Source organism: Sphingobium yanoikuyae (genome assembly GCF_034424525.1).
Taxonomy (GTDB): domain Bacteria; phylum Pseudomonadota; class Alphaproteobacteria; order Sphingomonadales; family Sphingomonadaceae; genus Sphingobium; species Sphingobium yanoikuyae.
Window position 1 is genome coordinate 5,026,226 of record NZ_CP139979.1, and the last position, 26,381, is coordinate 5,052,606.

Annotated in this window: 30 protein-coding genes; 11 read left to right on the forward strand and 19 right to left on the reverse strand. The window is 65.7% G+C overall.

Translation table 11 applies throughout. The annotated features are described in order from the left end of the window. Positions 1–70: 70 nt before the first annotated feature. Both U0025_RS23450 and U0025_RS23455 read left to right on the forward strand, forming a co-directional pair. Positions 71–241 carry a hypothetical protein gene (locus tag U0025_RS23450; protein ID WP_004210141.1) on the forward strand — a complete coding sequence of 57 codons (171 nt, stop codon included), beginning with the start codon at positions 71–73 and terminating at the stop codon, positions 239–241. A 107-nt stretch (positions 242–348) separates the two neighbouring features. Beyond that, positions 349–1,524: a hypothetical protein gene (locus U0025_RS23455; protein ID WP_254792228.1), complete on the forward strand. Its 1,176-nt coding sequence runs from the start codon at positions 349–351 to the stop codon at positions 1,522–1,524. Here the strand turns inward: U0025_RS23455 and U0025_RS23460 are convergent. The 4 genes from U0025_RS23460 to U0025_RS23475 all read right to left on the reverse strand — a co-directional run bounded on the left by U0025_RS23460 (position 1,521) and on the right by U0025_RS23475 (position 5,923). Further along, a complete protein-coding gene (locus U0025_RS23460) occupies positions 1,521–2,873 on the reverse strand; it encodes a sensor histidine kinase (protein WP_004210144.1) in 1,353 nt (450 codons plus the stop codon). The genes U0025_RS23455 and U0025_RS23460 overlap by 4 nt on opposite strands. 8 nt (positions 2,874–2,881) lie before the next feature. Next, positions 2,882–3,643 (reverse strand): response regulator, encoded by a 762-nt coding sequence (locus U0025_RS23465; protein ID WP_004210145.1) that lies wholly within the window; start codon positions 3,641–3,643, stop codon positions 2,882–2,884. A 14-nt stretch (positions 3,644–3,657) separates the two neighbouring features. Then, positions 3,658–4,560 (reverse strand): dioxygenase family protein, encoded by a 903-nt coding sequence (locus tag U0025_RS23470; protein WP_004210146.1) that lies wholly within the window; start codon positions 4,558–4,560, stop codon positions 3,658–3,660. Positions 4,561–4,675: 115 nt separating this feature from the next. Beyond that, on the reverse strand, positions 4,676–5,923 hold the full coding sequence (locus U0025_RS23475; protein ID WP_004210147.1) for an MFS transporter: 1,248 nt from the start codon (positions 5,921–5,923) through the stop codon (positions 4,676–4,678). Between the two features lie 161 nt (positions 5,924–6,084). Between U0025_RS23475 and U0025_RS23480 the strand changes: the two genes are divergently transcribed. The 3 genes from U0025_RS23480 to U0025_RS23490 all read left to right on the forward strand — a co-directional run bounded on the left by U0025_RS23480 (position 6,085) and on the right by U0025_RS23490 (position 9,314). Beyond that, on the forward strand, positions 6,085–7,398 hold the full coding sequence (locus tag U0025_RS23480; RefSeq protein ID WP_004210148.1) for a NupC/NupG family nucleoside CNT transporter: 1,314 nt from the start codon (positions 6,085–6,087) through the stop codon (positions 7,396–7,398). Positions 7,399–7,464: 66 nt separating this feature from the next. Further along, positions 7,465–8,520 carry a DUF1176 domain-containing protein gene (locus U0025_RS23485; protein WP_004210149.1) on the forward strand — a complete coding sequence of 352 codons (1,056 nt, stop codon included), beginning with the start codon at positions 7,465–7,467 and terminating at the stop codon, positions 8,518–8,520. 74 nt (positions 8,521–8,594) lie between these two features. Further along, positions 8,595–9,314, forward strand: coding sequence for an HAD family hydrolase (locus U0025_RS23490; RefSeq protein WP_306452546.1), 720 nt, complete (start codon positions 8,595–8,597; stop codon positions 9,312–9,314). A 517-nt stretch (positions 9,315–9,831) separates the two neighbouring features. On the opposite strand, the gene egtD is transcribed toward U0025_RS23490, so the two are convergent. The 6 genes from egtD to gluQRS all read right to left on the reverse strand — a co-directional run bounded on the left by egtD (position 9,832) and on the right by gluQRS (position 14,867). Further along, a complete protein-coding gene (gene egtD / locus U0025_RS23495; protein WP_004210151.1) occupies positions 9,832–10,788 on the reverse strand; it encodes an L-histidine N(alpha)-methyltransferase in 957 nt (318 codons plus the stop codon). A 5-nt stretch (positions 10,789–10,793) separates the two neighbouring features. Beyond that, on the reverse strand, positions 10,794–12,062 hold the full coding sequence (gene egtB / locus U0025_RS23500) for an ergothioneine biosynthesis protein EgtB (protein WP_004210152.1): 1,269 nt from the start codon (positions 12,060–12,062) through the stop codon (positions 10,794–10,796). 93 nt (positions 12,063–12,155) lie between these two features. Continuing rightward, positions 12,156–13,010 (reverse strand): GGDEF domain-containing protein, encoded by an 855-nt coding sequence (locus U0025_RS23505; RefSeq protein ID WP_004210153.1) that lies wholly within the window; start codon positions 13,008–13,010, stop codon positions 12,156–12,158. 126 nt (positions 13,011–13,136) lie between these two features. Further along, on the reverse strand, positions 13,137–13,712 hold the full coding sequence (locus U0025_RS23510; protein WP_004210154.1) for a cob(I)yrinic acid a,c-diamide adenosyltransferase: 576 nt from the start codon (positions 13,710–13,712) through the stop codon (positions 13,137–13,139). 6 nt (positions 13,713–13,718) lie between these two features. After that, entirely contained in the window at positions 13,719–13,952 is a 234-nt protein-coding gene (locus U0025_RS23515; protein ID WP_004210155.1) for a twin transmembrane helix small protein, read from the reverse strand. Positions 13,953–13,961: 9 nt separating this feature from the next. Further along, entirely contained in the window at positions 13,962–14,867 is a 906-nt protein-coding gene (gene gluQRS / locus U0025_RS23520) for a tRNA glutamyl-Q(34) synthetase GluQRS (RefSeq protein ID WP_004210157.1), read from the reverse strand. 93 nt (positions 14,868–14,960) lie between these two features. Here gluQRS and U0025_RS23525 point away from each other — a divergent pair, with 93 nt between their 5' ends. Continuing rightward, the gene (locus tag U0025_RS23525) at positions 14,961–15,527 is read left to right on the forward strand and encodes an HNH endonuclease (RefSeq protein WP_004210158.1); all 567 of its coding nucleotides are present in this window, start codon (positions 14,961–14,963) and stop codon (positions 15,525–15,527) included. Positions 15,528–15,534: 7 nt separating this feature from the next. On the opposite strand, the gene U0025_RS23530 is transcribed toward U0025_RS23525, so the two are convergent. Then, positions 15,535–16,272 (reverse strand): Crp/Fnr family transcriptional regulator, encoded by a 738-nt coding sequence (locus U0025_RS23530; protein ID WP_004210159.1) that lies wholly within the window; start codon positions 16,270–16,272, stop codon positions 15,535–15,537. Positions 16,273–16,480: 208 nt separating this feature from the next. Between U0025_RS23530 and murA the strand changes: the two genes are divergently transcribed. Next, complete coding sequence (murA, locus tag U0025_RS23535) at positions 16,481–17,764, forward strand: UDP-N-acetylglucosamine 1-carboxyvinyltransferase (protein WP_004210161.1); 1,284 nt, start codon at positions 16,481–16,483, stop codon at positions 17,762–17,764. Continuing rightward, complete coding sequence (locus tag U0025_RS23540; RefSeq protein WP_004210163.1) at positions 17,757–19,274, forward strand: PAS domain-containing protein; 1,518 nt, start codon at positions 17,757–17,759, stop codon at positions 19,272–19,274. Before murA ends, U0025_RS23540 begins: the two co-directional genes overlap by 8 nt. Here U0025_RS23540 and U0025_RS23545 read toward each other — a convergent pair. The 7 genes from U0025_RS23545 to U0025_RS23575 form a co-directional block, all read right to left on the reverse strand. Then, on the reverse strand, positions 19,219–19,656 hold the full coding sequence (locus tag U0025_RS23545; RefSeq protein ID WP_004210166.1) for a response regulator: 438 nt from the start codon (positions 19,654–19,656) through the stop codon (positions 19,219–19,221). The two genes, U0025_RS23540 and U0025_RS23545, sit on opposite strands and share 56 nt — an antisense overlap. A gap of 69 nt (positions 19,657–19,725) precedes the next feature. Continuing rightward, positions 19,726–19,956 (reverse strand): DUF2188 domain-containing protein, encoded by a 231-nt coding sequence (locus tag U0025_RS23550; protein WP_004210167.1) that lies wholly within the window; start codon positions 19,954–19,956, stop codon positions 19,726–19,728. 25 nt (positions 19,957–19,981) lie between these two features. After that, entirely contained in the window at positions 19,982–20,473 is a 492-nt protein-coding gene (gene ruvC, locus U0025_RS23555) for a crossover junction endodeoxyribonuclease RuvC (protein ID WP_004210168.1), read from the reverse strand. An 84-nt stretch (positions 20,474–20,557) separates the two neighbouring features. After that, a complete protein-coding gene (locus U0025_RS23560) occupies positions 20,558–21,301 on the reverse strand; it encodes a YebC/PmpR family DNA-binding transcriptional regulator (RefSeq protein ID WP_004210169.1) in 744 nt (247 codons plus the stop codon). A gap of 93 nt (positions 21,302–21,394) precedes the next feature. Further along, a complete protein-coding gene (locus tag U0025_RS23565; RefSeq protein WP_004210170.1) occupies positions 21,395–21,721 on the reverse strand; it encodes a heavy metal-binding domain-containing protein in 327 nt (108 codons plus the stop codon). Between the two features lie 123 nt (positions 21,722–21,844). Beyond that, positions 21,845–22,087 (reverse strand): DUF2312 domain-containing protein, encoded by a 243-nt coding sequence (locus tag U0025_RS23570; RefSeq protein WP_004210171.1) that lies wholly within the window; start codon positions 22,085–22,087, stop codon positions 21,845–21,847. A gap of 178 nt (positions 22,088–22,265) precedes the next feature. Next, positions 22,266–22,565 carry a DUF1244 domain-containing protein gene (locus U0025_RS23575; RefSeq protein ID WP_004210173.1) on the reverse strand — a complete coding sequence of 100 codons (300 nt, stop codon included), beginning with the start codon at positions 22,563–22,565 and terminating at the stop codon, positions 22,266–22,268. Between the two features lie 104 nt (positions 22,566–22,669). On the opposite strand from U0025_RS23575, the gene pyk reads away from it, so the two are divergent. Next, positions 22,670–24,142: a pyruvate kinase gene (gene pyk, locus U0025_RS23580; RefSeq protein ID WP_004210174.1), complete on the forward strand. Its 1,473-nt coding sequence runs from the start codon at positions 22,670–22,672 to the stop codon at positions 24,140–24,142. Between the two features lie 184 nt (positions 24,143–24,326). Here pyk and ykgO read toward each other — a convergent pair whose 3' ends face one another. Then, positions 24,327–24,452 (reverse strand): type B 50S ribosomal protein L36, encoded by a 126-nt coding sequence (ykgO, locus tag U0025_RS23585; protein WP_004210176.1) that lies wholly within the window; start codon positions 24,450–24,452, stop codon positions 24,327–24,329. 196 nt (positions 24,453–24,648) lie between these two features. Between ykgO and U0025_RS23590 the strand changes: the two genes are divergently transcribed. Both U0025_RS23590 and U0025_RS23595 read left to right on the forward strand, forming a co-directional pair. Beyond that, entirely contained in the window at positions 24,649–25,239 is a 591-nt protein-coding gene (locus U0025_RS23590) for a DUF4136 domain-containing protein (protein ID WP_004210178.1), read from the forward strand. After that, on the forward strand, positions 25,236–26,366 hold the full coding sequence (locus U0025_RS23595) for a M14 family metallopeptidase (RefSeq protein ID WP_004210180.1): 1,131 nt from the start codon (positions 25,236–25,238) through the stop codon (positions 26,364–26,366). Before U0025_RS23590 ends, U0025_RS23595 begins: the two co-directional genes overlap by 4 nt. Positions 26,367–26,381: the final 15 nt, after the last annotated feature.

Below are 26,381 nucleotides of genomic sequence, written 5' to 3' on the forward strand. Positions count from 1 at the left end.
CGGCTAGACAAGATATGAAAGGGCCGGTGTCGCGAGGCGCCGGCCCTTTTCCTTTATCCAGGAGGCTGCAATGGCCGATCTCTATCTCAAGGCGCTGGAATCCGAGCGGCGCAAATTATGGGCCGAATGCCGCCTCAAGGGCCTGCCCAAGGGCACGCCGGAACGCGAGCGGATCGTCGAGATCGACGCGCTGCTCAAGGCGCACAAGGCCAAGAAGGACGGCAAGTCCGCCAACCCGTGACGGCCGCCATTTTCCGGTCGGCTCAGCATAAATCCCGATAGGCGGGAAGGGCATGCTTCCTATCGTCGCGGTTCTCATGAGCCGAGGCGAAGCGGAAGGGCGTGCAAGTGACCAACGAAGCGGACGCGGAGGGGCACGACCTGTTCGAATGGGGGCCGCCGCGCGGGCTGCCTGGCCTTGTCCGCCTGTCGGTGCCGGCCCTGCCCACGGTGCGCGTCCGCGCCCTGCTTGCGCTGGCGGTCGGCTGGCTACCGCTCCTGCTGCTCATCCTTGTCCTGCCGGGCCATGACCGGGCCAGTGACCTGCGCCATTTCCTGCGCGACGTCGGGGCGCATGCCCGCTTCGCCTTTGCCGTGCCGCTCCTGCTGGTCGCCCATGTCGAAACCGCGCGGCGGCTGGGCGCGGTGGTGCGCCATTTCGCTATTTCGGGGCTGATCCCGCCTGATGCCGGGGACGGATTGAGGGCTGAACTGGCCAGGGCGCGCGCGGCGGTGCGTGCGCCGGTCGCCGAACTGCTGGTGCTGCTCGCCGCCTATGCGATCATCCTGTGGCTGTTCGCGACCGGCATTTCGAACCATGGCCTGCCGGCCTGGACCATCGCCGGGCCGGGGCGGCTATCGGCGGCCGGCTGGTGGCATATGCTGGTCAGCCTGCCGCTGTTGCTGACGCTGCTCATGGGCTGGCTCTGGCGTATCCTCATCTGGACGCGGCTGCTGCACAAGGTCGCGGCCATGGACCTGCGGCTGGTCGTCGCCCATCCCGACAATGCCGGCGGCCTGGGCTTTCTGGCCCAGTCGGTCCGGGCCTTCGGCACCTTTGCGCTGGGGATCGGCTGCATCACCGCGGGCCGTTTCGCCAACGTCCATCTCCAGGGCGCGGCGACGCCGATGACCGGCGGCTTCCTGATCGGCGGCACGGTGGTGCTGGTGCTGCTGCTGTGCGTGGCGCCGCTCGGCGTGTTCCGCCCGGTCATGGCGCGGGCCTGGCGGCGCAACGCGATGCATTATGGCGCGCTGGCGGTGACGCTTGGCCGGTCGTTCGAGGATCGCTGGTTCGATGGCAGCGCGAAGGAACAGCCCGATCTTCTCTCCGCGCCCGATTTTTCGGCGGCGGCCGACCTCTATGGCGTGGTCTCCAACGTCTATGCCATGCGCTTCCTGCCGGTCGACCTGCGCAGCCTGCTGATCCTGATCGCGGCGACGCTGGCGCCCTTTCTGGTGGCGATGTTCCTGTCGATGCCGACTGCGATGGTGCTGCAGGAACTGAAGGGGATGATGCTTTAGCGATCGAGCGGCAGGATCACCGTCGCGCGCAATCCGCCCTCGGCCCGGTTGGCAAAGCCGATGCTGCCCTCATGCCCTTCGGCGATGGTGCGGGCGATCGACAGACCGAGGCCCACGCCACCAGTTTCGCGATTGCGCGAGGCTTCGCCGCGATAGAAGGGCTCGCAGAGCCGGTCGAGAATCTCGGGCGGAACGCCGGGGCCGGAATCCTCTACATCGACGATCGCCCGGCTACCCTCGACGCGCAGGCAGACCCGCGCCGATCCGCCATAGCGCACCGCATTCTCGACCATGTTGCCGATGCAGCGGCGCAGCGCGAGCGCGTCGCCCTCTATCACGGCGCGCTGGCTGGCGGTGACGACGACATCATGGCCCATGTCGGCCAGGTCGTCGGCCAGCGTCTCGACGATCGCCGACAGGTCGATGCGCGCGCGCTGGCGCCCTTCGGTCCCTTCGCGCATGAAGTCGAGCAGGTCGGTGACCATCGCCCGCATTTCCTGCACGTCCGCCTGCGCCTTGGCGCGCGGGCCGTCGGGCAATTGTTCCAGGCGGAAGGACAGGCGCGTCATCGGCGTGCGCAGGTCATGGGCGATGGCCACCAGCATGGCGGTGCGTTCCGACACATAATCGGCGATCCGCGCGCGCATATGATTATAGGCGATGCCCATGGCGCGCACTTCGGGCGGGCCGCCGATCGGCAGCGGCTCGGCGCGCTCCGGCCGCTCGCGCGCGGCGCCTTCGGCCAGCAGGCGGATCGGCTGGGTGATGCGCCGGGCCACCCAATAGGCCGGCAGCAGCAGCAGGATGAAGATGCCCGCCATCAGCGACAGGGTGATCGCATACCAGCGCCAGTTCGGCCCTTGCCGCCCCAGCAGCACCGACCAGTTCCTGCCATCCTCGCGCACGGCCAGGGCAAAGCTGCCGCGCAGCATCATCCGGCCGGGGTCGAACTCCATCCCCATGTCGGGTCGGGGCCCGATCTCCGGTCCGGGACGCGGCATGCCGATCGGCGGCCGTTCCTGGATCAGCGCCACCGCATTGGCCGGCACGCCCAGCAGGCCGGCAATGCGCTCGGCTCCCGCACGGTTGCTTTCCTGCCCCGCGTCGGCCGTAGGCGCACGATCCGATTGATAGCGGCTGATCTGCCAGCTGCCGGGTGGCTGGGTGCCGCCGCGCAGCAGGCCGGTCGCCTCCACCAGCATCATTGGCCGGGCATGGGGCGGGGGGCCGCGAAAGGCGACCAGCATCATCGCGCCCAGCGCCAGCAACAGGGTGGCGGCGACCAGAAAGACGATCCGGGTCAGGATCGAGGGATTGTAGCGCCCCCGCTCGCCCGCGCCCGGCAGCATCGCCGGGCTCACGCCGGGCGGACCTCGGCGGTGAACATATAGCCTTCGTTGCGGATCGTGCGGACCAGTTCGTCGCCCATCTCGCCACGTTCCAGCTTGCGGCGCAGGCGGCTGACCTGCACGTCGATCGCCCGGTCATAGCTTTCCGCGTCGCTGCCGGCCGAATAGTCGAGCAACTGGTCGCGGCTCAGCACCCGGCGCGGATGCTCGATGAAGGCGCGCAGCAGGCGGAACTCGCCATCGGTTAAGGTGACGACGACATTGTCAGGGTCGGTCAGCAGGCGCACGCCCATGTCGACCTGCCAGCCGGCAAAGCGCAGCCGCTGCCCGGCGGGCACCTGCGGTTCCGATGTCTGGCGGCGATTGCGGCGCAGCACGGTGCGGACGCGGGCGAGCAGTTCGCGCGGATTGCACGGCTTGGGCAGATAATCCTCCGCCCCCATTTCCAGCCCGACGATCCGGTCGATATCGCCGCCGATCGCCGACAGCATGATGATCGGCAGGTCGCCGCTCGCGGCCAGCCGCCGCAGGATCGACAGCCCGTCCTCGCCCGGCATCATCACGTCCAGCACGGCGATGTCGAATGTCTGCGCCGCCAGCGCCTGATCCATCGCCACGCCGTCCGCGACCGCGGTCACGGCAAAGCCATGCTGCTCCAGAAAATCCGACAACAGGATGCGGATGTCCGCATCATCGTCGACCACCAATATGCGCGATCCGTCCATATTGGCGGTCAGCATATCGATTGAAGGCGATCCCTGCAAAGTCATCCGCATAATTCCTGTCAGATGGCGATGCCGACCGTCACCGTGCCGGTGAAGCCATTGGTCGTATCGCCGGTCATGGTGGGCGTCATCGCCGCGACCTGGGCCGACGTGTTGTCGCCGAACACATTGTCGCTGCTAGTGGTGATCTTGGCGAAGTTGGTCTTGCTGCTGGAATAGCCGCTGGTCGCATAGACCGTGTTGCAGGCATCCGTCGGCATCGCGAACTGCGACGTCAGCACGCGATTGGCATAGCTGGTCGCCTTGGCCAGGCTGGGATAGACCTCGAAATGGATATGCGGGTAGCGGCCGTCATAGCAGCCGGGGAAGATGCTGGTGAAGGTCACCTGGCCATTGGCATCGGTGACGCCGACGCCGCGCAGGTAATTTTCGCCCGGCACGGTGTAGAGCGAATAGAGGCCGTCGCGGGTGCAATGCCAGATATAGACGGCATAGCCCTCCAGCGGCGCGCAGCTGCCATTGACGTTCACCACCGTGATGGTCAGCTGCATATAGATGCCCTCGGCGGTGCCGCTCGACGATCCGAAGCTCGACCGTATGTCGGTGCGCACGATGCCGGTATCGTCCAGCACATTGACGACGCTGCCATTGCTGCTGTTCGATCCGTCCGCCGGATAGGGGCCGTTGGTTTCCTCCGGATCGGCGATGCAACTGCTCGACGTCGGGGTCGGCGTGGGTGTTGGCGTCGGGGTAGGGGTGGGTGTCGGCGTGGCGGTCGATGTGTCAGTGTCGCTGTCACTGCCGCCACCACCACAGGCGGTGATCAGCGCGGCGCTGCCGGCCGAAAAGAGCAGGCGCAACGTGCGGCGCCGGCCCATCGCCTCGCCGGCCAGCTTGCGCATCTGCGCCAGGTCATCGGCCAGGCCATGGCCATGGTCGTCATGCGCGCCATCCTGCATCATCTCGCTCTACCCTTCTGTCGTCTGTGGACTGTCAGAAGGGCAGGACTAGGCGCGCCATATATCCGCGCGATGTCTCGACGTGGCGGCTTTGTAGCGCTTTATGTCAATGGTCCCTTCAATGGCCGCGCGGCCGGGCAAAGGCCGGGCGCGGCAGGCTGGCAAGCGCCAGGCTGCTGCCGACCATCAGGACAAGCGTTATCCACAGGAAGGGCGCATAATTGCCGAAGCGGTCGAAAATCGCCGACGCGCCCAATGGCCCGGTGGCGGTGCCGACCGATAGTGCCATCAGCAGTCCGCCATAAAGGCCGCCAAAGGTCTTGAGGCCGAAATGCTGGGTGGTGAGATAGACGATCACATCGACCTCCGCACCCAGTGTCAGGCCGATCAGCGCTGCCGCCGCGATCAGCAGCGCGACATTATTCCCCGCGCCCAGCAACAACAGGCTGGCAGCCGCCGGCAGCAGGAAAACGCCGGCGCCGACCAGCGATCCGCGGAACCGGTCGAGCAGCAGCCCGGTCGCCAGCCGGCCGATGATCGAGCAAAGGCCCACGACCGAGGCTATGCCGGCCGCCCGCATCGGGTCCGCGCCGCGATCGGTCAGGATCGGCACGAAATGCACGACCAGCGCGATGATGGTGAAGGTGAAGAGCAGGCTGGCGAGCAGCAGGCGATGATAGATGGAGGATCGCACCCCTTCGGCCAGCCTGGCACCGATCGCGGGCGCTGCGGCATTGGCCGTCTCGGCCTCGCCGCGCCGCCGATCTCGCGCGCCGCGGAAGAAGAGGAAGATCAGCGGGAAGCTGCACGCCGCCCAGATCGCCGCCTGGATCGGCGCGGCGCGTTGCCAGCCATATTGGCCGATCAGCCAGCTGCCCATCAGCGGAAAGATGGCGACCGCGATCGATGCGCCGCACAGGGTGATGGCAAAGGCCAGGCCGCGTGACGCCTCGAACCGGGTGGCGACGGCGCTGGTCCAGATCGTCGCCTGCACCGGCAGGGTCGCGAGCGCCAGCAGTGCCCAGAGCAGATACCATTGGCCGGGGCTGCCGGTCGCCGTGCCCAGCAGGGCAAAGGCGCCGCAGGTCAGCAGCACGCCGACCAGCCCGAACAGGCGTGGCCCCAGCCGGTCGACCATCAGGCCGATCGGCACGGAAAAGACCGCCTGGACCAAGGTGGACAGGGTCAGGCCCACCGTCACCTGCGTCCGCGTCCAGCCAAACTGGTCGCTGATCGGCTGGATATAGGGGCCAAGCCCATAGATATGGATGACGCTGGTGGCATAGCCGAGCGCGGCCGCGATCGGCAGCATATAATGGCGCCGCCATTCCGTAGCGGCACCGGGCGTGTCGGTTTCCATCAGCATCGCCTCTCCTCATCGCATCTTCTGTGACGCCATCGTTCTGATCGATTTGCCGACAAAAAGCGAGGCTATCTCATTTACATCGCGGGGCGGGATTCCCTGCTGGTTTCCGCGCGCTGGCCCTGTATAGTCGCGCGGTTTGCCCATTCCCGCGAAAGCGCTTCATGCATCTTCTTATCGGCCTCGCCGGCATATTGCTGATTCTTGCCATTGCCTTTGCCCTCTCTTCCAACCGCCGCGCGATCCGGCTGCGCGTGGTCGGCGCGGCCTTCCTGCTGCAGGCGGGGATCGCGCTGCTGGTGCTCTATGTGCCGGCCGGACGCGCCATCATCGCGGGCATGTCGCACGGCGTCGCCAATCTGCTGGGCTATGCGCAGGCGGGGACCAATTTCATCTTCGGCCCGCTGGCCAAGCCGGAAATCGGCGGCGCCAGCTTCGCCATCGCCGCGCTGCCGGTGATCATCTTCTTCGCCAGCCTGGTGTCGATCCTCTATTATCTGGGCATCATGCAGTTCATCGTCCGCTGGGTCGGCGGCGCGATCGAGAAGGTGACGGGCGTGTCGAAGGTGGAAAGCCTGTGCGCCGCCGCCAACATCTTCGTCGGCCAGAGCGAAAGCCCGCTGGTGATCCGTCCCTATCTCGCCGGCCTCAACGGGCCGCAGCTGTTCGCGGTGATGACCAGCGGCATGGCGGGCGTCGCCGGCACGATCCTGGCCGCCTATGCCTCGATGGGGATCAAGATCGACTATCTGCTCGCGGCCAGCTTCATGGCGGCGCCCGGCGGCCTGCTGATGGCCAAGATCATGATGCCCGACGAACCGGAATGCGAACCGGAACTGCCGCTGGAGGATGATATCCACCTGCCCGAAACGCGCCGTGCGGCTGCGGTCGCGGCGGTGCTGAATGCGGAAACCACGCCGGGCGAACCCATGCCCGTCGCCACCCATGACGAGGAAAAGCCCGCCAACATCATCATGGCGGCGGCGCAGGGCGCCCAGACCGGCGTCAAGCTGGCCGTCGCGGTCGGCGCCATGGTGCTGGCCTTCGTCGCGCTGGTGGCGCTCGCCAACGGCATCCTCGGCGGTATCGGCGGCATCTTCGGCTATCCCGAACTCAGCTTCCAGCAGCTGCTCGGCTATGTCTTCTCGCCGGTCATGTATCTGCTCAACATCCCCTGGAACGAGGCGCAGGTGGCTGGCGGCCTGTTCGGCACCAAGGTCGTGCTCAACGAATTCGTCGCCTATATCAACCTTGGCCAGGTGCAGGACGGCCTCTCGCCCTCGACCATCGCCATCATCACCTTCGCGCTGTGTGGTTTCGCCAATTTCAGCTCGATCGCGATCCAGATGGCGGTGACCGGCAACCTTGCCCCCAATCAGCGGCCGATGATCGCCAAGCTGGGTCTGAAGGCGCTGGTCGCCGGCAGCCTGGCCAATCTGATGAGCGCCGCGCTGGCCGGGTTGATGTTAAGCCTTTAACCAAATCATTTCGATTACTTAACAGAGGCCCTACCCCCGGCTTAACAAATCGGTTATGGTTAACCGATGGGGGAACTTAGATTTTTCGCGGCCGTCTTAACGGCCATCGGCACCATTGGCATGGCAACGGCGCAGACCAACGCGCCTGCGCCCAAGCCTGGCACGCTTGAAACCTACAAGGACTGGACCATCGGTTGCGACAATCGCAACCGGTGCGAGGCGGTGTCGCTGCTGCCCGGTGGCGACTGGCCCGACAATCCGGTGATGGTCGGCGTCGCCCGTTCGGCTGGTCCCGATGCCGCGGCCGAAGTCTGGGTCAGCCGCGATGCCAAGGGTTCCTCCGACGTCAGCTTCCTGGTCGACGGCCGCAAGGTCGCGACGGTGACCGCGCGCGATGGCGATGCCACCCTGCGCGGGCCGCAGGCGTCGGCGCTGGCGATCGCGATGGCACGCGGCAGCACGATGGAAGTGCGCACCGGCAACCGGTCGCTCGGTCGTCCCTCGCTTGCGGGCGCGGGCGCGGCAATCCGCTACATGGATGCGCGCCAGGGCCGGGCCGGCACCACCACCGCGCTGGTAGCGACCGGGCCGCTCGGTCCGCTGGCGGTGCGCGTCGCGCCGCCGACGCCGGCGATTCATCGCGCGATCATCGCGACGGGCGATGCCCCGGCCGCACTGTGGCGCGAGGAGCGGACCGCGCTCGGCAAGTTCACCGGCTGCACCGACGAGATGGCGAACGGCCAGTCCGAACTGCATCGCCTGTCGAAGAATGACACGCTGATCCTGGTTCCCTGTGGCTCTGGCGCCTATAATTTCACCACCGTGCCGGTGATCGCCAGCGGCATTCCGGGTCGCCGCAGCTTCCGCTTCGCGCCGTTCGACTATGCGCCCGGCTGGGGCACGGAGGAGATCGGCCATCCCACCCTGGTCAATGCCGGCTGGGCGCCCGAAAAGTCGCTGCTGCAAAGCTTCGCCAAGGGGCGCGGCATCGGCGATTGCGGCACCAGCCAGACCTATGTCTGGGATGGCAGCCGCTTCCGCCTGACCGAAGCGACCAGCATGGGCGAATGCCGTGGCGCCTGGCGCTGGATCCCCGTCTGGACCGCGCAGGTCGTCGAATAGCACGCGGCTGCAATAGGAAAATTGCAGCCCCGATGGCGCGCTTTGCAATGGAAATATTGCAAAGCACACACCATATGAAGGGCATGGCAAGCATCGCATCCCTTTCCGACGCGCCGCCGCAAGCCGCCGCTGCGCTGCCCAACCCGATCCGCGCCGTCATCTTCGACATGGACGGCACGCTGCTGGACACGGAGGCCGCGCATCGCGATGCCTTCGCCCGCACCGGCGCGGCGATGGGCTGGCCGATGTCGGACGAGATGCTGCTGTCGATGGTCGGCATCCACCGCGACGAGAATCTGCGGATGCTGGCCGACCGCATGGGGCCGGACTTTCCGGTCGATCAATTCTATGCCGACAGCGACGCGCTGTTCGTCGCCGCGCTGGAGGCGGGCATTCCGCTGCGGCCGGGCGCGGAGGTCATATTGGATCATCTCGCCAGGGCCGGCATTCCGATGGCGATCGCGACCTCGACCATGGCCCCCTATGCCCAGCAGCGGCTGGAGAAGGCCGGGCTGCTTCCTTATTTCCAGACCGTCGTCACCCGCAATGACATCGACCGGCCCAAGCCCGACCCGCAGCCCTATCTGCTGGCGGCCGAGCGGCTGGGCGTCGATCCGGCCGATTGCGTCGCGGTGGAGGACAGCCATGCGGGCGTCCGCGCCGGCGTGGCGGCGGGCATGGCGACGGTGATGATCCCCGACCTCCTGCCGCCGACCGAGGAACTGGTCCTAGCGGCCAGCGCCGTCCTGCCCAGCCTGCACGACCTGCGCGACCTGCTGCTCGCGACGGAATAGGCTGGGGGCGTCATTCCGCTGGGATGGTGGAGTTGGGTGGATTCCTACCATTCCCCTCCCGCTGGCGGGAGGGGCAGCGAGACTTATGCGCGCAGCGCATTAGTCGCAGCGGGGTGGGCTTTCGCGACGTCCAGCCCACCCCCTAACCCCCTCCCGCCTGCGGGAGGGGGAACGGGTCCGCTCATGGCCGCCAACCGTCAAACCCCCCGCATGACGGGAATGGTCGAAACAAGAGTTTCGCCCTCGCTTTCCTACTCAGCCTTTCTCTGATTTATCATCGGCAATGGAAGCCGCGCTCTATTCCCACCCCGCACCGTTGCGCTCCAGCCGCCCAGTGTCGCTTCACTGTCGCCTCGCTGTCGCGTCCGTGTCGCGTCGAAGGCGCGTCGCCCTGACCCGATTGTCGCGCGACTGTCGCTTCACCGGCGCGGGGCAGGCGCATGGCCGGCGCATTTGGCCGGAATCAGCCCCACGACACTGTGAACTTCGACTGTCGCGTGAAATTCCCCGGCAGATTCTACCCCGCCTTCGCCAGCACCAGTGCGAACAGGCCGTCCGGGTCCATCCATTCGGTCGTGGGTTCCCATCCGCCCGCGCGCAGCAGCAGCCGTTCGTCGCGCGCGCCATATTTATGGCTGCTCTCGGTGTGGATCGTCTCGCCGGCCTTCATGTGAAAACATTGGCCCGCGACATGGAAATGCAGCGGTTCGGTCGCTTCCAGGTGCATCTCGATCCGCGCCTTCTCGTCATTCCAGATGGCGCGATGGGCAAAGGCCTCGACCGGCAGGTCACCCTCCAGCTCGCGGTTGATCCGCACCAGCAGGTTGCGGTTGAAGGCGGCGGTGACACCGGCTTCATCGTCATAGGCGGCGATCAGCCGATCGCGGTCCTTGATCCGGTCCATGCCGATCAGCAGCATCGCTTCGTCGCCCAGCAGTCGGCGCATCGCGCGCAGCAGGTCGACGGCGGTGTCGGGTTCGCTGTTGCCGATCGTCGAGCCGGGGAAGAAGCCGAGCCGCGGCAGTCCGTCGATCGCATCGGGCAGGGCCAATGTGCCGGTGAAGTCGCCGACCAGCGGTAGCACCGGCAGGCCGGGAAAGGCGCTCGCCAGTTCGGCGCTGCTGGCGCGCAGGAAATCGCCGCTGATGTCGATCGGCACATAGGCGGCGGGATCGATTGCCCGCAGCAGATGCGGTGTCTTGCGCGCGCTGCCGGCGCCGAATTCCACCACCGCCCGACCGGCGCCGATGGCGGTGGCGAAATCATCGCCATGGCCGGCCAGCAGCGCGGTTTCGGTGCGGGTCGGATAATATTCGGGCAGGTCGGTAATATCCTCGAACAATTCCGATCCGCGCCGGTCGTAGAACCAGATGGGCGGGGTCGCCTTGGGCGATCGGGCAAGGCCGGCCAATATGTCGCGGCGGAATGCCGGGTCGATGGTGCGGGCGGCGGGCATGTCATGTGTCAGCAGCATGGGGCTTACAGATCCTTGGCCAGCCGCAGTCCCGTGAACTGCCAGCGTTGATGGGGGTGGAAGAAATTGCGATAACTGGCGCGGACATGGCCGCGCGGGGTGGCACAACTGCCGCCCTTCAGCACGAACTGTCCGGACATGAACTTGCCATTATATTCGCCGACTGCTCCGGGGGCGGTGCGAAAGCCGGGATAGGGGCGATAGGCGCTGCCGGTCCATTCCCATACATCGCCGAACATCTGGGTCAGGCTGGTGCCGTCTTCGGCGGCGCGGGGGCGGGGGCAGGCGGCGCCGTCCAGTTGTTCGCCACTGGTCGGCGCGATGTTGAGCGCCGCGCTTTCCCATTCCGCCTCGGTCGGCAGGCGCGCGCCCGCCCAACTGGCATAGGCGTCGGCTTCATACAGGCTGATATGGCAGGCCGGGGCGGCGGGATTGACCGGCTGGCGTCCATCCAGGCCGAAACGGGTCCAGCCCTTCTCGCTGCGCTGCCAGTAGAGCGGCGCCTCTATCCCTTCCGCCTGGACCCAGGCCCAGCCATCCGACAGCCACAGCGCCGGGTCACGATAGCCGCCATCCTCGATGAAGCTGATCCATTCGCCATTGGTGATCGGCCGGTGGGCCAAAGCATGGGGGCGCAGGAAGGCCTTGTGGCGCGGCCCCTCGCAATCGAAGGCGAACCCGGCCTTGCCATCGTCGCCGATCTCGACCAGCCCCTCGCGCCCCTCGATCCAGTGCAGCGGTCCGGGCACCGGCGCGGGCATCGCCCTGGGTGCATCGAACAGGGCGGGGGCGATGGGATTGAGCGAAAAAAGATGCTGCAGGTCCGTCAGCAGCAATTCCTGATGCTGTTGCTCATGCTGCAGTCCCAGCGCCACCAGCGTGCAGGCGGCCTCCGGCAGATGCGGCATGGCGGCCAGCAGCGCGGCATCGACATGGGCGCGATAGGCGCGCACCTCGTTCAGGCTCGGCCGGGTCAGCATGCCCCGCATCGGCCGGGCATGGCGCGGCCCTTCGGCCTCATAATAGCTGTTGAACAGATAGGCGAAGCGGTCGTCGAAGGGGCGATACCCCTCGACATGATCGCGCAGGACGAAGGTCTCGAAGAACCAGCTGACATGGGCCAGATGCCATTTGGCGGGCGATGCGTCGGGCATCGACTGCACCGTGGCATCCGCGTCCGACAGGGGCGTCGCCAGCGCCTGCGTCAGGGCGCGGACGGCGCGATAGCGTTCCGCCAGCGCGTCCTGTCCGGGCTGGATCCAGATTTTGGCCATGCACGCCCCTTTCGATACGGTTGCACCGCTCTCGCAAGGGGTAAGCGCATGACCGGGCAGGTCGGTTCCTTGCCGGCCCGCTGCGGCACAGAATCAGGCGGCGGTGCGCTCCGGCCGGGCACGGCGCAGCTGGTTGCGACCATTGGCCTTGGCTTCGTACAGCGCCTGGTCGGCAAGGCGGAGAACCTCGTCCATCTCCTCTCCCTTCCAGCGACAGATGCCGGCGGAAAAGGTGATCGGCCGGCCATCGACATCGCCCAGCGGATGCTCGCGAATCTGTTCGGCCAGGCGCGCCAGCGACCAGCTCGCCTCATCCTCGATGCAATGTTGGAAGAAGACGGCAAATTCCTCGCCGCCCCAGCGCGCGACCATGTCGATGCGCCGGATCTGGGCGGACAGGCGGGTGGCGAAATCGCGCAGCACCCGGTCGCCCTCGTCATGGCCCAGCCGGTCATTGACCTGCTTGAAATGATCGATGTCGATGATCGCGATGCAGCCCTGGCGCTTCTCGACCGGCAGCTCGTCGATCTGGGCCAGCAGGCCGCGCCGGTTGGCGATACCGGTCAGCGGATCTTCATGCGCCGCCACCTGCAATTCGTCCATCTGCGCGCGGGTCGATGTCGCTGCGCGATGAACGCCGGCATAGAGGGTGCGGATCACGTCGCCGACTTCGGGCAGGACCGGTGCCTCGGGACTGTCGGGGCGCAGCGTATCGGCCAGCGCATGGATCGGGCTCAGCAGCGCGCCGATCCCCATCAGCGCCATGATCGTGCCGACCAGCGTGGCGCCGAGCAGCAGCAGGAACTCGGCCAGTGCGATCCGGCCGGTGGCCATGCCCCAGCTGATATAGCCGATCAGCGGCAGATGGGTCGCAACGAAACAGAGTGCGAACAGGCGCAGGCGCAGGCTGCGCGGAAAGATGAAGGATGTTGCCAGATAGAATTGCATCTTGGCCCTCTCACTAATTGCGAATAACCCGCAAATTTGGAGAATTGGCTAAACGCGCTCTGAATGAATAGGGTTAATGTTGCGCTGCAAGGCAAAGCGTGGCCGATGGTAGCCAGGCCGTTGAAATCATACCTGTCTTGACGCGCCCGGCACCCATTTAACATCGCGCGCGCCATTGTCGTTCAGCCGGCGGGCGAGCACGAACAGCAGATCGGACAGGCGGTTGAGATAGGCCAGCGCCTGCGGATTGAGCGCGACATCGGCGGCGGCTGCCGTCGCGCTGCGCTCGGCCCGGCGGGTGATCGCACGGGCGAGGTGGACGGCGGCAGCGGACGGACTGCCGCCCGGCAGGATGAAGCTGTCGAGCGGAGCCAGATCGGCGTTCATGTCGTCGATCTGCTGCTCCAGTCGCGCGACCTGGCCGGCAATGATGCGCAGCGCCCAGGGCTCGTCCGCGCCGTCCGGGATCGGCGTGGCGAGGTCGGCACCCAGATCGAACAGGTCGTTCTGGATGGTCGTCAGCCAGCCCCCCTCGGGCCTGTCGCCGATCGCCAATATGGCCAGACCGATCGCACTGTTCGCCTCGTCCACGTCACCGACCGCCTGCATGCGGGGCGCATGCTTGGGCAGGCGCGATCCATCGACCAGGCCGGTGGTGCCCGCGTCCCCGGTGCGGGTGTAGATCTTGTTGAGCTTGACCATCAGGCCTCAGCCATTGCCCTTCATCATCAGCAACAAGGCGATGATGATGACGGCGCCAGCCTGGAACAGGATGCGGTTCATCATCATCCGGTTCTGCTTCAGGCTGGACGGGCGCGGCGCCCCTTCCGGCAGGTTCAGTTCCTCCTTCGTCGCCTGGAGGAAGGCGATGATGCCGCGGACTAGCGCGAACAGGGTCGCGGCCATGGCAAGGATGAGGGCGATGACGAGCACAGTGGTCATGGGAGGATGCTAGGCCGCTCCGGCGGTGATGCCAACCGGAAAGCGCCCGGCGCGCAGATCATCGGCCAGGCGCTGCGGGTCCATGCCGGCGCCGCGCAGTTCGGCGAGCGCGATCGCGCCATCCCGCTTCGCCAGCCGCTTGCCATCGGCGCCCAGCAGCAGCGGGTGGTGGATATAGGCGGGGTTTGGCAGGTCGAGCAGCGCCTGCAGCAGGCGATGGATGTCGGTCGCGGCGCGCAGATCATTGCCGCGCAGCACATGGGTGACGCCCATCGCCGCATCGTCCAGCGTGCAGGACAGATGATAGCTGGCCGGCGCATCCTTGCGCGCCAGCACGACATCGCCTGCCGCCGCCGGATCGGCAGGGCTGTCGATGGCGTGCGCATCTGGGTCGATGGGATAGGGCAGGGCAGCCCAGCGGAGCGTTCCCGCCCGTGCGACCGCCGCCTGCATGTCGATCCGCCAGGCATGGGGCATGCCCGCCGCGATACGTTGTGTGCGCTCGGCGTTCGGCAGGGCGCGACAGGTGCCGGGATAGACCGGGCCTTCGGGACCATGCGGCGCGGTCAGGCTCGCCTGGATATCGGCGCGCGTGCAGAAGCAGGGGTAGAGCAGGTCCATCGCCCGCAACTGGTCGAGCGCCGCGTCATAGTCGGCCAGGCGCTGCGACTGGAAGATGATCGGACCATCCCATGCCACGCCCAGCCAGCGCAGATCCTCGACAATCCCGTCGACATGTTCGGGTCGGCTGCGGGTGCCGTCGATATCCTCGATCCGCAGGCGAAAGGCGCCACCCGCGGCCCGTGCCAGGTCCATCGCCATCAGCGCCGACCAGCCATGGCCGACATGCAATCGACCGGTGGGGCTTGGCGCGAAACGACTCACAAGATGCTGTGGTGCGGTGGATTGAGTCATACAGGCTCTTGACGGCGGATATTCGTTAATGCTGTCATGCTCTTGTCACGTTGTTGGTCGATCAGCGGCGTCGGCAAGGGGGTAGAGGCGACTATGTACCATCCCGACCTGATACGGCATCCGGAAAACTGCCCGGCGCTGGTTTTGAATGCGGACTATACTCCGCTCAGCTATTATCCCCTGAGCCTGTGGCCCTGGCAGACCGCCATCAAGGCGATTTTTCTGGAGCGGGTGGATATCGTCTCTTCCTATGAGCGGGAAGTCCACAGCCCCAGCCTGCAGATGCGCATCCCCTCGGTCATCGCGCTCAAGCAATATGTGCGACCCTCGGAGCATCCGGCCTTCACCCGGTTCAACCTGTTCCTGCGCGATCGTTTCAGCTGCCAATATTGTGGCACGACGCAGGATCTGACCTTCGACCATGTCGTGCCGCGCCGCGCGGGTGGCCGCACCACCTGGGAAAATGTCGCGACCGCCTGTTCGCCCTGCAATCTCAAGAAGGGTGGTCGCACCCCGCGTGAAGCGGGCATGCAATTGCATGTCCAGCCGATCCGGCCGACCAGCTGGCAGCTGCAGGAACATGGCCGCGCCTTTCCGCCCGGCTATCTCCACGAAAGCTGGCACGATTGGCTCTATTGGGATGTCGAACTGCTGGCCTGACCGGCCGTCAGCTCATCGCGGGCAGCCAGTCCAGGTCCATATGCTTGTGCCGGTTGGTATAATGGCCGATCTCTTCCAGCCGGGCCATGTCGACCAGCGTGATCCGGCCATTGGCACGGCTGATCAGCTTTTCCTGCTCCATCTGCCGGATCATCCGGTTCACATGAACCGACGTCAGGCCGATCGCGTCGCCAATCTCCTCCTGCGTCAGCTTCAGGTCGAAACTGTCGGTGATGCTGTCGTCCGTCACGCGCAGCCGATCGAACATGTCGAGCAGGAAGGACGCGACCCGCGCCCTGGCCGATGTGCGGCCGAGCGAGGCAAGCCGGTCGGTCATCGCCACCCGCTCCGCATTGGACAGCAGGAACAGCAGGGCAGCGACGCGCGGATATTCCTCCAGCAACCGGCGCAGCGCATGCTTGTCGAACGGGCAGACGATGGCGTCCGACAGGGCGACCAGTGATTCCGGGGCCTTGCTGTAAATGGTGCTGGCCGAACCGATGAAATCGCCGGGGAAGTAGACGCGCAATATCTGGCGGCTGCCATCGGGCAGGATGACATAGCTCATGACCCGACCTTCGCGCAGCACGAACAACTCAGTGATCGTCTCGTTGACGCGCTGGATCATGGCCCCGCGTTTGATCTTGCGGGGATTTTCTTCCAGCCGAGCCAATGCTGCTTTTTCTGCGTCGGACAGGGGAACCGTCTTGGCCAGTCTTTCCGCGAAACAGCTCGTCGCCACCAATACACCTTCTTCTTGAAATTGTTGTTACGATGGCAGAACGCCCCAACCTCCTTTTGGCTGCATTTCGGCAAGGCGCACTAAACTCGATCAAGGTTGCGGCGATCCGCGAAAATAGTCTTCCGCCGCGCCCGTCCCTGCCCGTTTTTCACGCCGAACGACCGCGCGCGCGCCTTGCACGGCGCGCAATAGACGCTATGAAACCTAGCCAATGGACCGCATTCACATTCGCGGCGGCAAGCAACTCAATGGCCGCCTTCCCATCTCCGGCGCTAAGAACGCTGCCCTGACGCTGCTGCCGTGCGCGTTGCTGACCGACGAGCCCGTCGCGCTGCGCAATCTGCCGCGCCTGGCCGACGTCGACAGCTTCGGCCATCTGCTCAACCAGCTTGGCGTGTCGACCATGATCGAGGGCGCCCGTCCGGAGGATTTCGGCCGCGTCATGACGATGCGTGCCGGTCGCGTGACCTCGACCGAGGCGCCCTATGACATCGTGCGCAAGATGCGCGCGTCGATCCTGGTGCTCGGCCCGCTGCTCGCCCGCGCCGGCGAGGCACGGGTGTCGCTGCCCGGCGGCTGCGCGATCGGCAACCGCCCGATCGACCTGCACCTCAAGGCACTGGAAGCCTTCGGCGCGATCATCGAGATTGCGGCCGGCTATGTCCGCGCCAGCCTGCCCGATGGCGGCCTGCCCGGCGGCATCTATACCTTCCCGGTGGTGTCGGTGGGTGCGACCGAAAATGCGCTGATGGCGGCCTCGCTCGCCAAGGGCACCTGCATCCTCGAAAATGCCGCGCGCGAGCCGGAGATTGTTGATCTCTGCAAGCTGCTGATCGCGATGGGCGCCGATATCGAGGGCGTGGGCACCGACAAGCTGGTGATCCATGGCCGCGATCGTCTCCACGGCGCGACCTACAGCGTCATGCCTGACCGTATCGAGGCGGGCAGCTATGCCTGTGCTGCGGCGATCACCGGCGGTTCGCTCGACCTGATCGGCGCCAATGCCGACGATATGCACGCCATCCTGGCCGCGCTGCGCGACGCGGGCGTGCAGGTCGACGAGCATCGCGACGGCATCCGCGTTTCGTCCGACGGCAAGCTCAAGCCGCTGACCCTGTCGACCGCGCCTTTCCCGGCCTTCCCGACCGACATGCAGGCGCAGTTCATGGCGATGCTGACCAAGGCGGAGGGCGCATCGGTCCTGACCGAGACGATCTTCGAGAATCGCTACATGCATGTGCCTGAACTGGCGCGCATGGGTGCCGACATCAGCGTCAACGGCCGCACTGCGGTCGTACGCGGCGTCGACAAGCTGGTCGGTGCGCCGGTGATGGCGACCGATCTGCGCGCCTCGATGAGCCTGATCCTGGCCGGCCTTGCTGCCGAAGGCGAGACCATCGTCAGCCGCGTCTATCATCTCGATCGCGGTTATGAGCGGTTGGAGGAAAAGCTCTCGGCCGTCGGCGCCGACATCGAGCGGGTCAGCGATGGCTGACGGACGCGGCCTGGCAACGGATCGGGCGGCGCTGCTGGCGCTTTATGATCTCGACGCCGGCGGTTTCCGTACCCTGGACGACATCACCAGCTTCGCCGCGCAACTATGCGGGGCGCCGATCGCGCTCGTCAGCATTGTCGAGGATGTAAGGCAGCGCTTTCTGGCGCGGGTTGGGCTGGATGCGGAGGAGACGCCGCGTGACGTCTCCTTCTGCGCCCTTGCCATGCTGGGCGACAATATCTTCGTCGTGCCCGACGCGACCCAGGATGCGCGCTTCATCGACAATGCGCTGGTCACCGGTGCGCCGCATATCCGTTTCTATGCCGGGGCGCCGCTGGTCGGCGGCGATGGCGAGCCGCTGGGTGCGCTCTGCGTCATCGATACGGTGCCGCGCGATGACCTGACCCCGCTGCAGCGCCAGGGGGTGTCGCTGCTGGCGCGGCAGGTGATGGTGGAACTGGAAGGACGCCGCCGCGATCGCGACGTGATCGCCCAGCAGCGGCTCGACGCGGCAGCGGTGGCGGACAGCGATCGCATGTTCCGTACCCTGGCCGACACCATGCCGCAAATGGTCTGGTCGACCCTGCCCGACGGCTATCATGATTATTATAATGCGCGCTGGTATGAATATACCGGCGTGCCGGCGGGATCGACTGATGGCGATGCCTGGAACGGCATGTTCCATGTCGATGACCAGCCCAAGGCCTGGGAGAAATGGCGCCATTCGCTGGCGAGCGGCGATCCCTATGAAATCGAATATCGGCTGCGGCACCGCGACGGCCTCTATCGCTGGACGCTGGGGCGCGCCCTGCCAATCCGTGACGCGCAGGGGCAGATCATCCGCTGGATCGGCACCTGCACCGAGATTCACGAACAGAAGCTGATGCTTGAAGAGCGCGAGATGATCGCGCATGAGCTGTCGCACCGGATCAAGAATATCTTCTCCGTCATTGCCGGCCTTATCGGCCTGTCAGCGCGCGAGCGACCGGGCATGCAGGAAGGGGCGGACGACCTGCGCGATCGCATCCTGGCGCTGGGGCGGGCGCATGACTTCGTCCGGACCCATGGCGGCGGCGTCAGCATGGCGGAGGAGCAGGCGTCGCTGCATGGCGTGCTGGAGGAGATTTTTGCGCCCTATGGCGGCCGGGAACGACTGCAATTGTCGGGCGACAATCCGCCGATCGATGATCGCTCGGCGACGCCGCTGGCGCTGCTGTTTCATGAGCTGGCGACCAATGCCGCCAAATATGGCGCGCTATCGACGCCTAATGGCTTCATCGCGCTGCATGTGGTGACGCAGGATGAGGATATCCGGCTCGACTGGCGCGAAGAGGGCGGGCCGAGTGTGGCGCCGATCGCCAGCGAAGGCTTTGGCAGTCGCCTGATCGCGCTCAGCGTCGAGCGTCAGCTGGGTGGTCAGCTCGAACGGCAATGGTGCCCCGACGGGCTTCGGCTCAGCCTGCGGATACCGCGACGCTCGATGCACCGCGCGGCGGCGGGAAGGGTGTAAAGCCGGCAATCTCCGCCGTGGCGAGGTCGGCTGCTTCGGTGGCGGCCAGGCGCACGGTCTGGGCAATGCTCTGTGCGCGGAAGGGCTTGGTGACGACGCCCAGCGCGGCAACGGAAGCCGTGCCGATCTGCGCCGGATTGGCGGTCACATAGATGACCTTGATGCCGAAGCGGCTGGCCAGTTCCATGCCGATGGCGGGGCCGGTGGGGCCATCACGCAGGTTGAGGTCGACCAGGGCGATGTCGCAGGATTCGGCGGCGGCCATCGCCGCCTCGCGGTCGGCCGCGATGCCGCCGACATCGAAGCCGGCATCCTGCACAATCTGTTCGATTTCCAACGCGACGAAAATCTCGTCCTCGACGATCAGAATCTTCTTGCTCATCCCTGCGCCCGCTTATGCTGGTGTCGATAAATGCGGAAAGGGACGAAGAGTTCCCGAAATATGTAAAAATCAGGTATCGTCGTTTTCGATGCTGGTCCAGGCGGTGTCGAATGCGGTGCCGTTCATCAGCAGGACCGATGCGGGATAGCCGCCTGCCGCCGCCTTCTTCGCCGTTTCGGTGGCGCTGTCGATGGCCGCCTGCTGCGTCGCAAAGGGGCCGTAATAGCTGTTGTTGAGGTTGATCTTCCACGCGCCGTCATGCGGGACGATGATGTAGCGGGCGTGGGGCAGGTCGGTCATGGTCGCGATGGTCTCCGATGGCAGGTCAGCGCGCGGGCATCCGCCGGGCGCTCGCCAGATGATGGGCATGGGTGATCGCCACCGCAAGGGCATCGGCCGCGTCGGAGCCGACGATCTTGGCGCCGGGCAGCAGCCGCTGGACCATGGCATGGACCTGGTCCTTCGACGCGTTGCCGACGCCGACGACCGATTTCTTGACGAGGCGGGCGGCATATTCACCCACTTCCATGCCGGAACGCGCGGCATTCAGCAGGATGACGCCGCGCGCCTGGCCCAGCTTCAGCGTCGATTGCGGATTGACGTTGACGAACACCTCCTCGACCGCAGCACCATCGGGCCGATGTTCGAGGATCAGGTCGGTCAGCGCCAGATCGAGGGCCATCAGCCGCGTCGCCAGCGACATCGCGCTGTCGGTCTTGATCTGGCCGTTGCCGACATGGGTCAGGCGATTGCCATCGGCGGCGATCAGGCCCCAGCCGGTGGTGCCGAGGCCGGGGTCGAGGCCAAGTATGATCATGGGTGCAGGATCGTCCGCATCGGGCAAGACCGGCGCGCATCGGCGCTGCGCGATCTCGCCCGAAGCGAACGGGAGCCGGGCATCTTAGCCCAGCTTCTCCATCACGGCGTCGGAGACTTCATAATTGCCCCAGACGGTCTGGACGTCGTCATCATCTTCCAGCGTGTCGACCAGCTTCAGCAGCGTTGCGGCATTGGCTTCGTCGACTTCCAGCGTGGTCTGCGGCTTCCAGGCGAGCTTGGCGCCCTCTGCCGGACCCAGCTTGGCTTCCAGCGCCTTGGCGACTTCGTGCAGCGCGTCCATCGCGGTCCAGATCTCATGCTCGTCTTCGTTCGACGAGACATCGTCCGCACCCGCTTCCAGCGCGGCTTCGAAGACCGCGTCGGCATCGCCGGCGCTGGCGGGATAGGTGATGAGGCCCAGGCGGTCGAAGCCATGGCTCACCGCGCCCGATGCGCCCAGATTGCCGCCATTCTTGGCAAAGGCGGTGCGGACATTGGTCGCGGTGCGATTGCGATTGTCGGTCAGTGCCTCGACGATGATGGCGACGCCGCCGGGGCCATAGCCCTCATAGCGGATTTCCTCGTAATTCTCCATGTCGCCGCCGATCGCCTTGTCGATCGCGCGCTGGATATTGTCCTTGGGCATCGACTGGGCCTTGGCGGCGTTGACCGCCAGGCGCAGGCGTGGGTTCATGTCCGGATCGGGCATGCCCATCTTGGCCGCGACGGTGATTTCGCGCGACAGCTTGGAGAACATCGACGAGCGCTTCTTGTCCTGCGCACCCTTGCGATGCATGATGTTCTTGAATTTGGAATGGCCGGCCACGGCCTTCTCCTGACATTTCTGTGAAACCGAAGCGCGCTCTCTAGCGAGCGCGTCGCCATCCTGCAACGCTAGAGGATGGCGGAGGCGCGGCGATCAGTAGCGGATCGCGGTGCCCGAGGCGGAGACCATCAGCATGGAGCCATTGGCGCCGATCACTTCATAGTCGAGGTCGACGCCGACCACGGCATTGGCGCCGAGCTTGCGGGCATTGCCCTGCATCTCCTCGATCGCTTCGCTGCGGGCGCGTTGCAGCACATCCTCATAGGCGCCCGATCGGCCGCCGACGATGTCGCGCACGCTGGCGAACAGGTCACGGAAGAGGTTGGCGCCGACAATCACTTCGCCGGTGACGATGCCCAGATAATCCTGGGCGGGACGGCCTTCCAGGCGGCTGGTGGTGCTGACGATGATGTCGGTCATAAGGGGCGTCCTCTCATTTTGGTGGCGCCCCTGGCGCGAGGGGGCTGGACCAGATGTAGGTCGACAGCACCCCTCGGCAAGGTCCGGTGGCATGCACCGGTCGGGAATAAGGCGTGGACCGCCTTATTCCATGCCCAGCGCGGACAGGTAGGTCTGCAGGATCGCTTCCATTTCCTGGCGGTCATGCGGCTGCATCTTACGCAGGCGGATGATCTGGCGCATGATCTTGGGGTCGTAACCGGTCGCCTTGGCTTCCAGATAGACGTCCTTGATGTCGTCGCCGATGCCCTTCTTTTCTTCTTCCAGGCGCTCGATGCGCTCGATCAGAAGGCGCAGCTGGTCGGCTGCGATATTGCCCTCGCTCATGGGAATCTCCGTGTCAGTGTGAATCGGTTGGCGGATGCTCCTAGAGCCTGATCGGTTGAGGTGGAAGCGCTTTGCGCTTCCGCTGATACCGTGAATCAGGCTCTAATTGAGAAATGCCGGGTCGCGCAATGCACCCCAGGCTGATCCGGCAGGGTCGCCCGGAGCCTGATGCCAAAGCTTAGTGGTTGTCCGCGTTCTTCGCCACACTCTCCTGCATCTTTGCGATCTGCTCGGGCGTCGCTTCGTTCTGATGGCGGGCCTTCCATTCGGCAAAGGGCATGCCGTGGACGATTGCACGGGCCTCGTCGCGGGTCAGATGGCCGTCGGCCTCGGCAATCCAGTCGGCCAGACAGTTGCGGCAGAAGCCGGCCGTACCCATCAGGTCGATATTCTGCACGTCGGTCCGATGCTGCAAATGCGCGATCAGCCGACGGAAGGCGGTTGCAGCGACGGCGTCACTGAGTATGGTAGCGGACACAGGCGGAACCTTTCGCTTAATCTACATCATCCTGTCGTGCAGCACGGATAATCGATAACGACGCCCTGGCAAGCCAGAGGCGATCAATACGGCCAGGAGAAGACATGACACGACTATCGCCCCGCTCGCGCAAGGTTCGCATTCTCGCGACCCTCGGTCCCGCCAGCGAGAGCGCAGAGATGATCCGCGCATTGTTTGTCGCGGGTGCCGACGCCTTTCGAGTCAATATGAGCCATGGCGCGCATGAGGATCATGCCGCCCGCATCGCCACGATCCGCGAGCTGGAAAAGGAATTTGCCCGGCCGACCACGATTCTGGCCGACCTTCAGGGCCCCAAGCTGCGCGTGGGCACGTTCGAGAAGGGGCTGGTGGTGCTGGAGACCGGCGCGGCCTTCGTCCTCGATCGGGACGACACGCCGGGCACCGTCGAGCGCGTGAACCTGCCGCACCCCGAAATCTATGCCGCGCTGGTCCCCGAGACCCGGCTGCTGCTGGATGACGGCAAGCTGGTGCTGCGGGTGAAGGCGGTGACCGATACGCGAATCGATACCATCGTGGAAATCGGCGGCACCCTGTCGAACCGCAAGGGCGTGAATGTGCCTGACGTGGTCGTGCCGGTGCCGGCGCTGACCGACAAGGATCGCCGTGACCTCAGCTTCGCGGTCGATCAGGGCTGCGACTGGATCGCCTTGAGCTTCGTGCAGCGGCCCGAGGATCTCGCCGAAGCGCGCAAGCTGATGGGCGGCCATGGCGCGCTGATGGCCAAGATCGAGAAGCCCTCGGCCGTGCAGCGGCTGGAGGAGATTATCGAGATGGCCGACGGCGTGATGGTCGCGCGCGGCGATCTGGGCGTGGAATTGCCGCCGCAGGCGGTGCCGCCGCTGCAGAAGCAGATCGTCGCCACCGCGCGCCGCATGGGCCGTCCGGTTGTGGTGGCGACCCAGATGCTCGAATCGATGATCAAGGCGCCGACCCCGACCCGCGCCGAAGTGTCGGACGTGGCGACGGCGGTCTATGACGGCGCCGACGCGATCATGTTGTCGGCCGAAACGGCGGCGGGCGACTGGCCGGTCGAGGCGGTGTCGATGATGGACAGCATCGCCCATAGCGTGGAGCGCGATCCGGGCTATTTCGCCCGTCTGCACTTCACCGAAACCCGGCCCGACCCGACCACCGCCGACGCCCTGGCGGAGGCTGCCGCGGGCATCGTGCCGGTCGTCGGCGCCAGCGTCATCACCTGCTTCACCTCGTCGGGCAGCACCGTGCGCCGCGTGGCGCGTGAGCGGCCGTCCGCGCCGATCCTGGCGCTGACGCCGCGATCCGATACTGCGCGCAAGCTGGGCCTGACCTGGGGCGTCCATGCGATCCGCACCAAGGATATCGGCAATTTCGAGGAAATGATCGGCAAGGCGCGCCGCATGGCGTTGCGCCACGACATGAGCGCCAAGGGCGGCAAGATCGTGGTGCTGGCCGGCGTGCCCTTCGGGACGCCCGGTTCGACCAACGTGCTGCATGTCGCGACCGTGCGTGGCGACGAGCTGAAGGGGCGTGACGAAGAACCGACCATGCTGGCCTGATTCGTCTTTTTCGACCGATTCGGCGCGGCGGCCTATCCGGGTTGCCGCGCCTTTTTGTTGGGTAGCCGAATCGATTCGCGCGAAAACAGCGCGCCAACACGTTGAGCGCCCGATCCATGGGATCGGGCGCTCAATAAGACCTTTGGAAGGTCCGGAGGATCGGCGGGCCGATCCGTCCGCGCTTTTAGCCCTGGCGGGCCTTGAAGCGACGGTTGGTCTTGTTGATGACGTAGGTCCGGCCACGACGACGGATCACGCGGTTGTCCCGGTGGCGGCCCTTGAGCGACTTGAGCGAGTTGCGGATCTTCATTGTCAGCCTTCTGGAATCATGTCTGATTGGAAAAATCGAAGCGCAGCCCCTATGGGGGAGGCGGCCGAAAGTCAAGCGCAGGCCACCGCCTTTTGCCACCGTTCATCCTGCATGCAGCCAAGTCATGGCTTCACCCGTTGGAAGGGAATGCTATGTCGGCGGCGTGTTGGACATAGTCCCGTTGGAGTGCAATCGCATGTTGAAACAGATCATCCTCTCCTCCTGCCTTGCCCTGTCGCTCGCCGCCTGCGCGACGGTGCCGTCGGTGGAGGTGACGCGATTCCACAATGGCAGCCCGGCACAGACCGGATCGATCGCGGTGCAGGAAATCCCCGGCAATCCGGACGTTGGCCTGGAATTTCGCACCTATGCCGGGGCGGTGAGCCAGGAACTGCAGCGCGTCGGTTTCACCAATGCGGGCGATGCGGGCAGCGACTATGTCGCGCTGGTCGGCTTCCGCCGCAGCTTCCGCCCGACCGGCACCGCGCGCAATGACAAGCCGGTCAGCGTGGGCGTTGGCGGGGCGCTGGGCAGTGGCGGCTATTCCGGCCTGGGGCTGGGCGTCGGCATCAACCTGTCGGGCAAGCCCAAGGATATCGTCTCCACCGAATTGCAGATCCAGATTCGCCGTCGCAGCGATCAGGCCGCCATCTGGGAAGGCCGCGCCTCGACCGAATCGCGTGAAGGCACGCCCGAGTCGCAGCCGCGCGCCGTCGCGCAAAAGCTCGCTGCCGCCCTCCTCGGGGGCTATCCGGGCGAATCCGGGCGCACTATAACGGTCAAATGACCATCTCCATTTCGAGCGCCTTCGACAGCGGCAACATCCGCGTTCTTTCCATCACCGACAGTCCAGAAGGCGTCCGCGCCGAGCTGGAAATCGTCAAGGACAAGGACAGCGACTTCTATCAATGGTTCCATTTCCGTCTGGCGGGCGCTGCCGGACGGGAGGTGGAACTGGCGATCGTGAACTGCGCGGGCTCGGCCTATCCCGACGGCTGGCCGGGCTACAAGGCGCGGATGAGCGAGGATCGCGAGAATTGGCTGCAAGCCGATACCGATTATGCCGACGGTACGCTGACGATCCGCCTCTCGCCCGACAGCAATGCCGTCTGGCTCGCCTATTTCGCGCCCTATTCGATGGAACGCCATCATGATCTGGTCGCCTGGGCCGCCTGCCAGCCGGGCGTCGAGCATCGCGAACTCGGCCTGACCTTGGACGGCCAGCCGCTCGACATGCTGAGCGTCGGCGAAGGCCCCAAGAATGTCTGGCTCTATGCCCGCCAGCATCCCGGCGAAAGCATGGCCGAGTGGTGGATGGAAGGCGCGCTGGAGCGCCTGACCGACGACGAGGATGCGGTGGCGCGCTATCTGCGCCAGAAGGCGACCTTCCACATCGTCCCCAACATGAATCCGGACGGTAGCCGGCGCGGTCATCTGCGCACCAATGCGGCGGGCATCAATCTCAACCGCGAATGGCATGAGCCGTCGATGGACAAGAGCCCGGAAGTCTATCTGGTCCGCGCCGCGATGGACGAGACCGGCGTCGATTTCGCCATGGACGTGCATGGCGACGAGGCGATCCCGGCGGTGTTCCTGGCCGGCTTCGAGGGCATTCCCTCGATCACCGACCGACAGCTCTCGCTCTATCATCGCTATCGCGACACGCTGGCGGCCCGCACGCCCGATTTCCAGACGCGCCTCGGTTATCCGGTGGCGAGCGGCGGCAAGGCCAATCTCGCCATGTCGACCAACCAGCTGGCCGAACGCTTCGGCGCGGTCGCGATGACGCTGGAAATGCCGTTCAAGGATAATGACGATCTGCCCGACGCTGATTTCGGCTGGTCGCCGGCCCGTTCGGCGCAGCTCGGCAAGGATTGCCTGGCGGTGCTGGCGGAGATGATCGAGGATATCTGACCGGGCTGATCGGGG

Bases quoted from the DNA above. Each gene is read 5' to 3' on its own strand.
- U0025_RS23450 (WP_004210141.1), top strand. From the start codon at position 71: ATGGCCGATCTCTATCTCAAGGCGCTGGAATCCGAGCGGCGCAAATTA.
- U0025_RS23460 (WP_004210144.1), bottom strand. From the start codon at position 2,873: ATGCTGCCGGGCGCGGGCGAGCGGGGGCGCTACAATCCCTCGATCCTG.
- U0025_RS23465 (WP_004210145.1), bottom strand. From the start codon at position 3,643: ATGACTTTGCAGGGATCGCCTTCAATCGATATGCTGACCGCCAATATG.
- U0025_RS23470 (WP_004210146.1), bottom strand. From the start codon at position 4,560: ATGATGCAGGATGGCGCGCATGACGACCATGGCCATGGCCTGGCCGAT.
- U0025_RS23475 (WP_004210147.1), bottom strand. From the start codon at position 5,923: ATGCTGATGGAAACCGACACGCCCGGTGCCGCTACGGAATGGCGGCGC.
- U0025_RS23480 (WP_004210148.1), top strand. From the start codon at position 6,085: ATGCATCTTCTTATCGGCCTCGCCGGCATATTGCTGATTCTTGCCATT.
- U0025_RS23485 (WP_004210149.1), top strand. From the start codon at position 7,465: ATGGGGGAACTTAGATTTTTCGCGGCCGTCTTAACGGCCATCGGCACC.
- U0025_RS23490 (WP_306452546.1), top strand. From the start codon at position 8,595: ATGAAGGGCATGGCAAGCATCGCATCCCTTTCCGACGCGCCGCCGCAA.
- egtD (WP_004210151.1), bottom strand. From the start codon at position 10,788: ATGCTGCTGACACATGACATGCCCGCCGCCCGCACCATCGACCCGGCA.
- egtB (WP_004210152.1), bottom strand. From the start codon at position 12,062: ATGGCCAAAATCTGGATCCAGCCCGGACAGGACGCGCTGGCGGAACGC.
- U0025_RS23505 (WP_004210153.1), bottom strand. From the start codon at position 13,010: ATGCAATTCTATCTGGCAACATCCTTCATCTTTCCGCGCAGCCTGCGC.
- U0025_RS23510 (WP_004210154.1), bottom strand. From the start codon at position 13,712: ATGGTCAAGCTCAACAAGATCTACACCCGCACCGGGGACGCGGGCACC.
- U0025_RS23515 (WP_004210155.1), bottom strand. From the start codon at position 13,952: ATGACCACTGTGCTCGTCATCGCCCTCATCCTTGCCATGGCCGCGACC.
- gluQRS (WP_004210157.1), bottom strand. From the start codon at position 14,867: ATGACTCAATCCACCGCACCACAGCATCTTGTGAGTCGTTTCGCGCCA.
- U0025_RS23525 (WP_004210158.1), top strand. From the start codon at position 14,961: ATGTACCATCCCGACCTGATACGGCATCCGGAAAACTGCCCGGCGCTG.
- murA (WP_004210161.1), top strand. From the start codon at position 16,481: ATGGACCGCATTCACATTCGCGGCGGCAAGCAACTCAATGGCCGCCTT.
- U0025_RS23540 (WP_004210163.1), top strand. From the start codon at position 17,757: ATGGCTGACGGACGCGGCCTGGCAACGGATCGGGCGGCGCTGCTGGCG.
- U0025_RS23545 (WP_004210166.1), bottom strand. From the start codon at position 19,656: ATGAGCAAGAAGATTCTGATCGTCGAGGACGAGATTTTCGTCGCGTTG.
- U0025_RS23550 (WP_004210167.1), bottom strand. From the start codon at position 19,956: ATGACCGACCTGCCCCACGCCCGCTACATCATCGTCCCGCATGACGGC.
- ruvC (WP_004210168.1), bottom strand. From the start codon at position 20,473: ATGATCATACTTGGCCTCGACCCCGGCCTCGGCACCACCGGCTGGGGC.
- U0025_RS23565 (WP_004210170.1), bottom strand. From the start codon at position 21,721: ATGACCGACATCATCGTCAGCACCACCAGCCGCCTGGAAGGCCGTCCC.
- U0025_RS23570 (WP_004210171.1), bottom strand. From the start codon at position 22,087: ATGAGCGAGGGCAATATCGCAGCCGACCAGCTGCGCCTTCTGATCGAG.
- pyk (WP_004210174.1), top strand. From the start codon at position 22,670: ATGACACGACTATCGCCCCGCTCGCGCAAGGTTCGCATTCTCGCGACC.
- ykgO (WP_004210176.1), bottom strand. From the start codon at position 24,452: ATGAAGATCCGCAACTCGCTCAAGTCGCTCAAGGGCCGCCACCGGGAC.
- U0025_RS23590 (WP_004210178.1), top strand. From the start codon at position 24,649: ATGTTGAAACAGATCATCCTCTCCTCCTGCCTTGCCCTGTCGCTCGCC.
- U0025_RS23595 (WP_004210180.1), top strand. From the start codon at position 25,236: ATGACCATCTCCATTTCGAGCGCCTTCGACAGCGGCAACATCCGCGTT.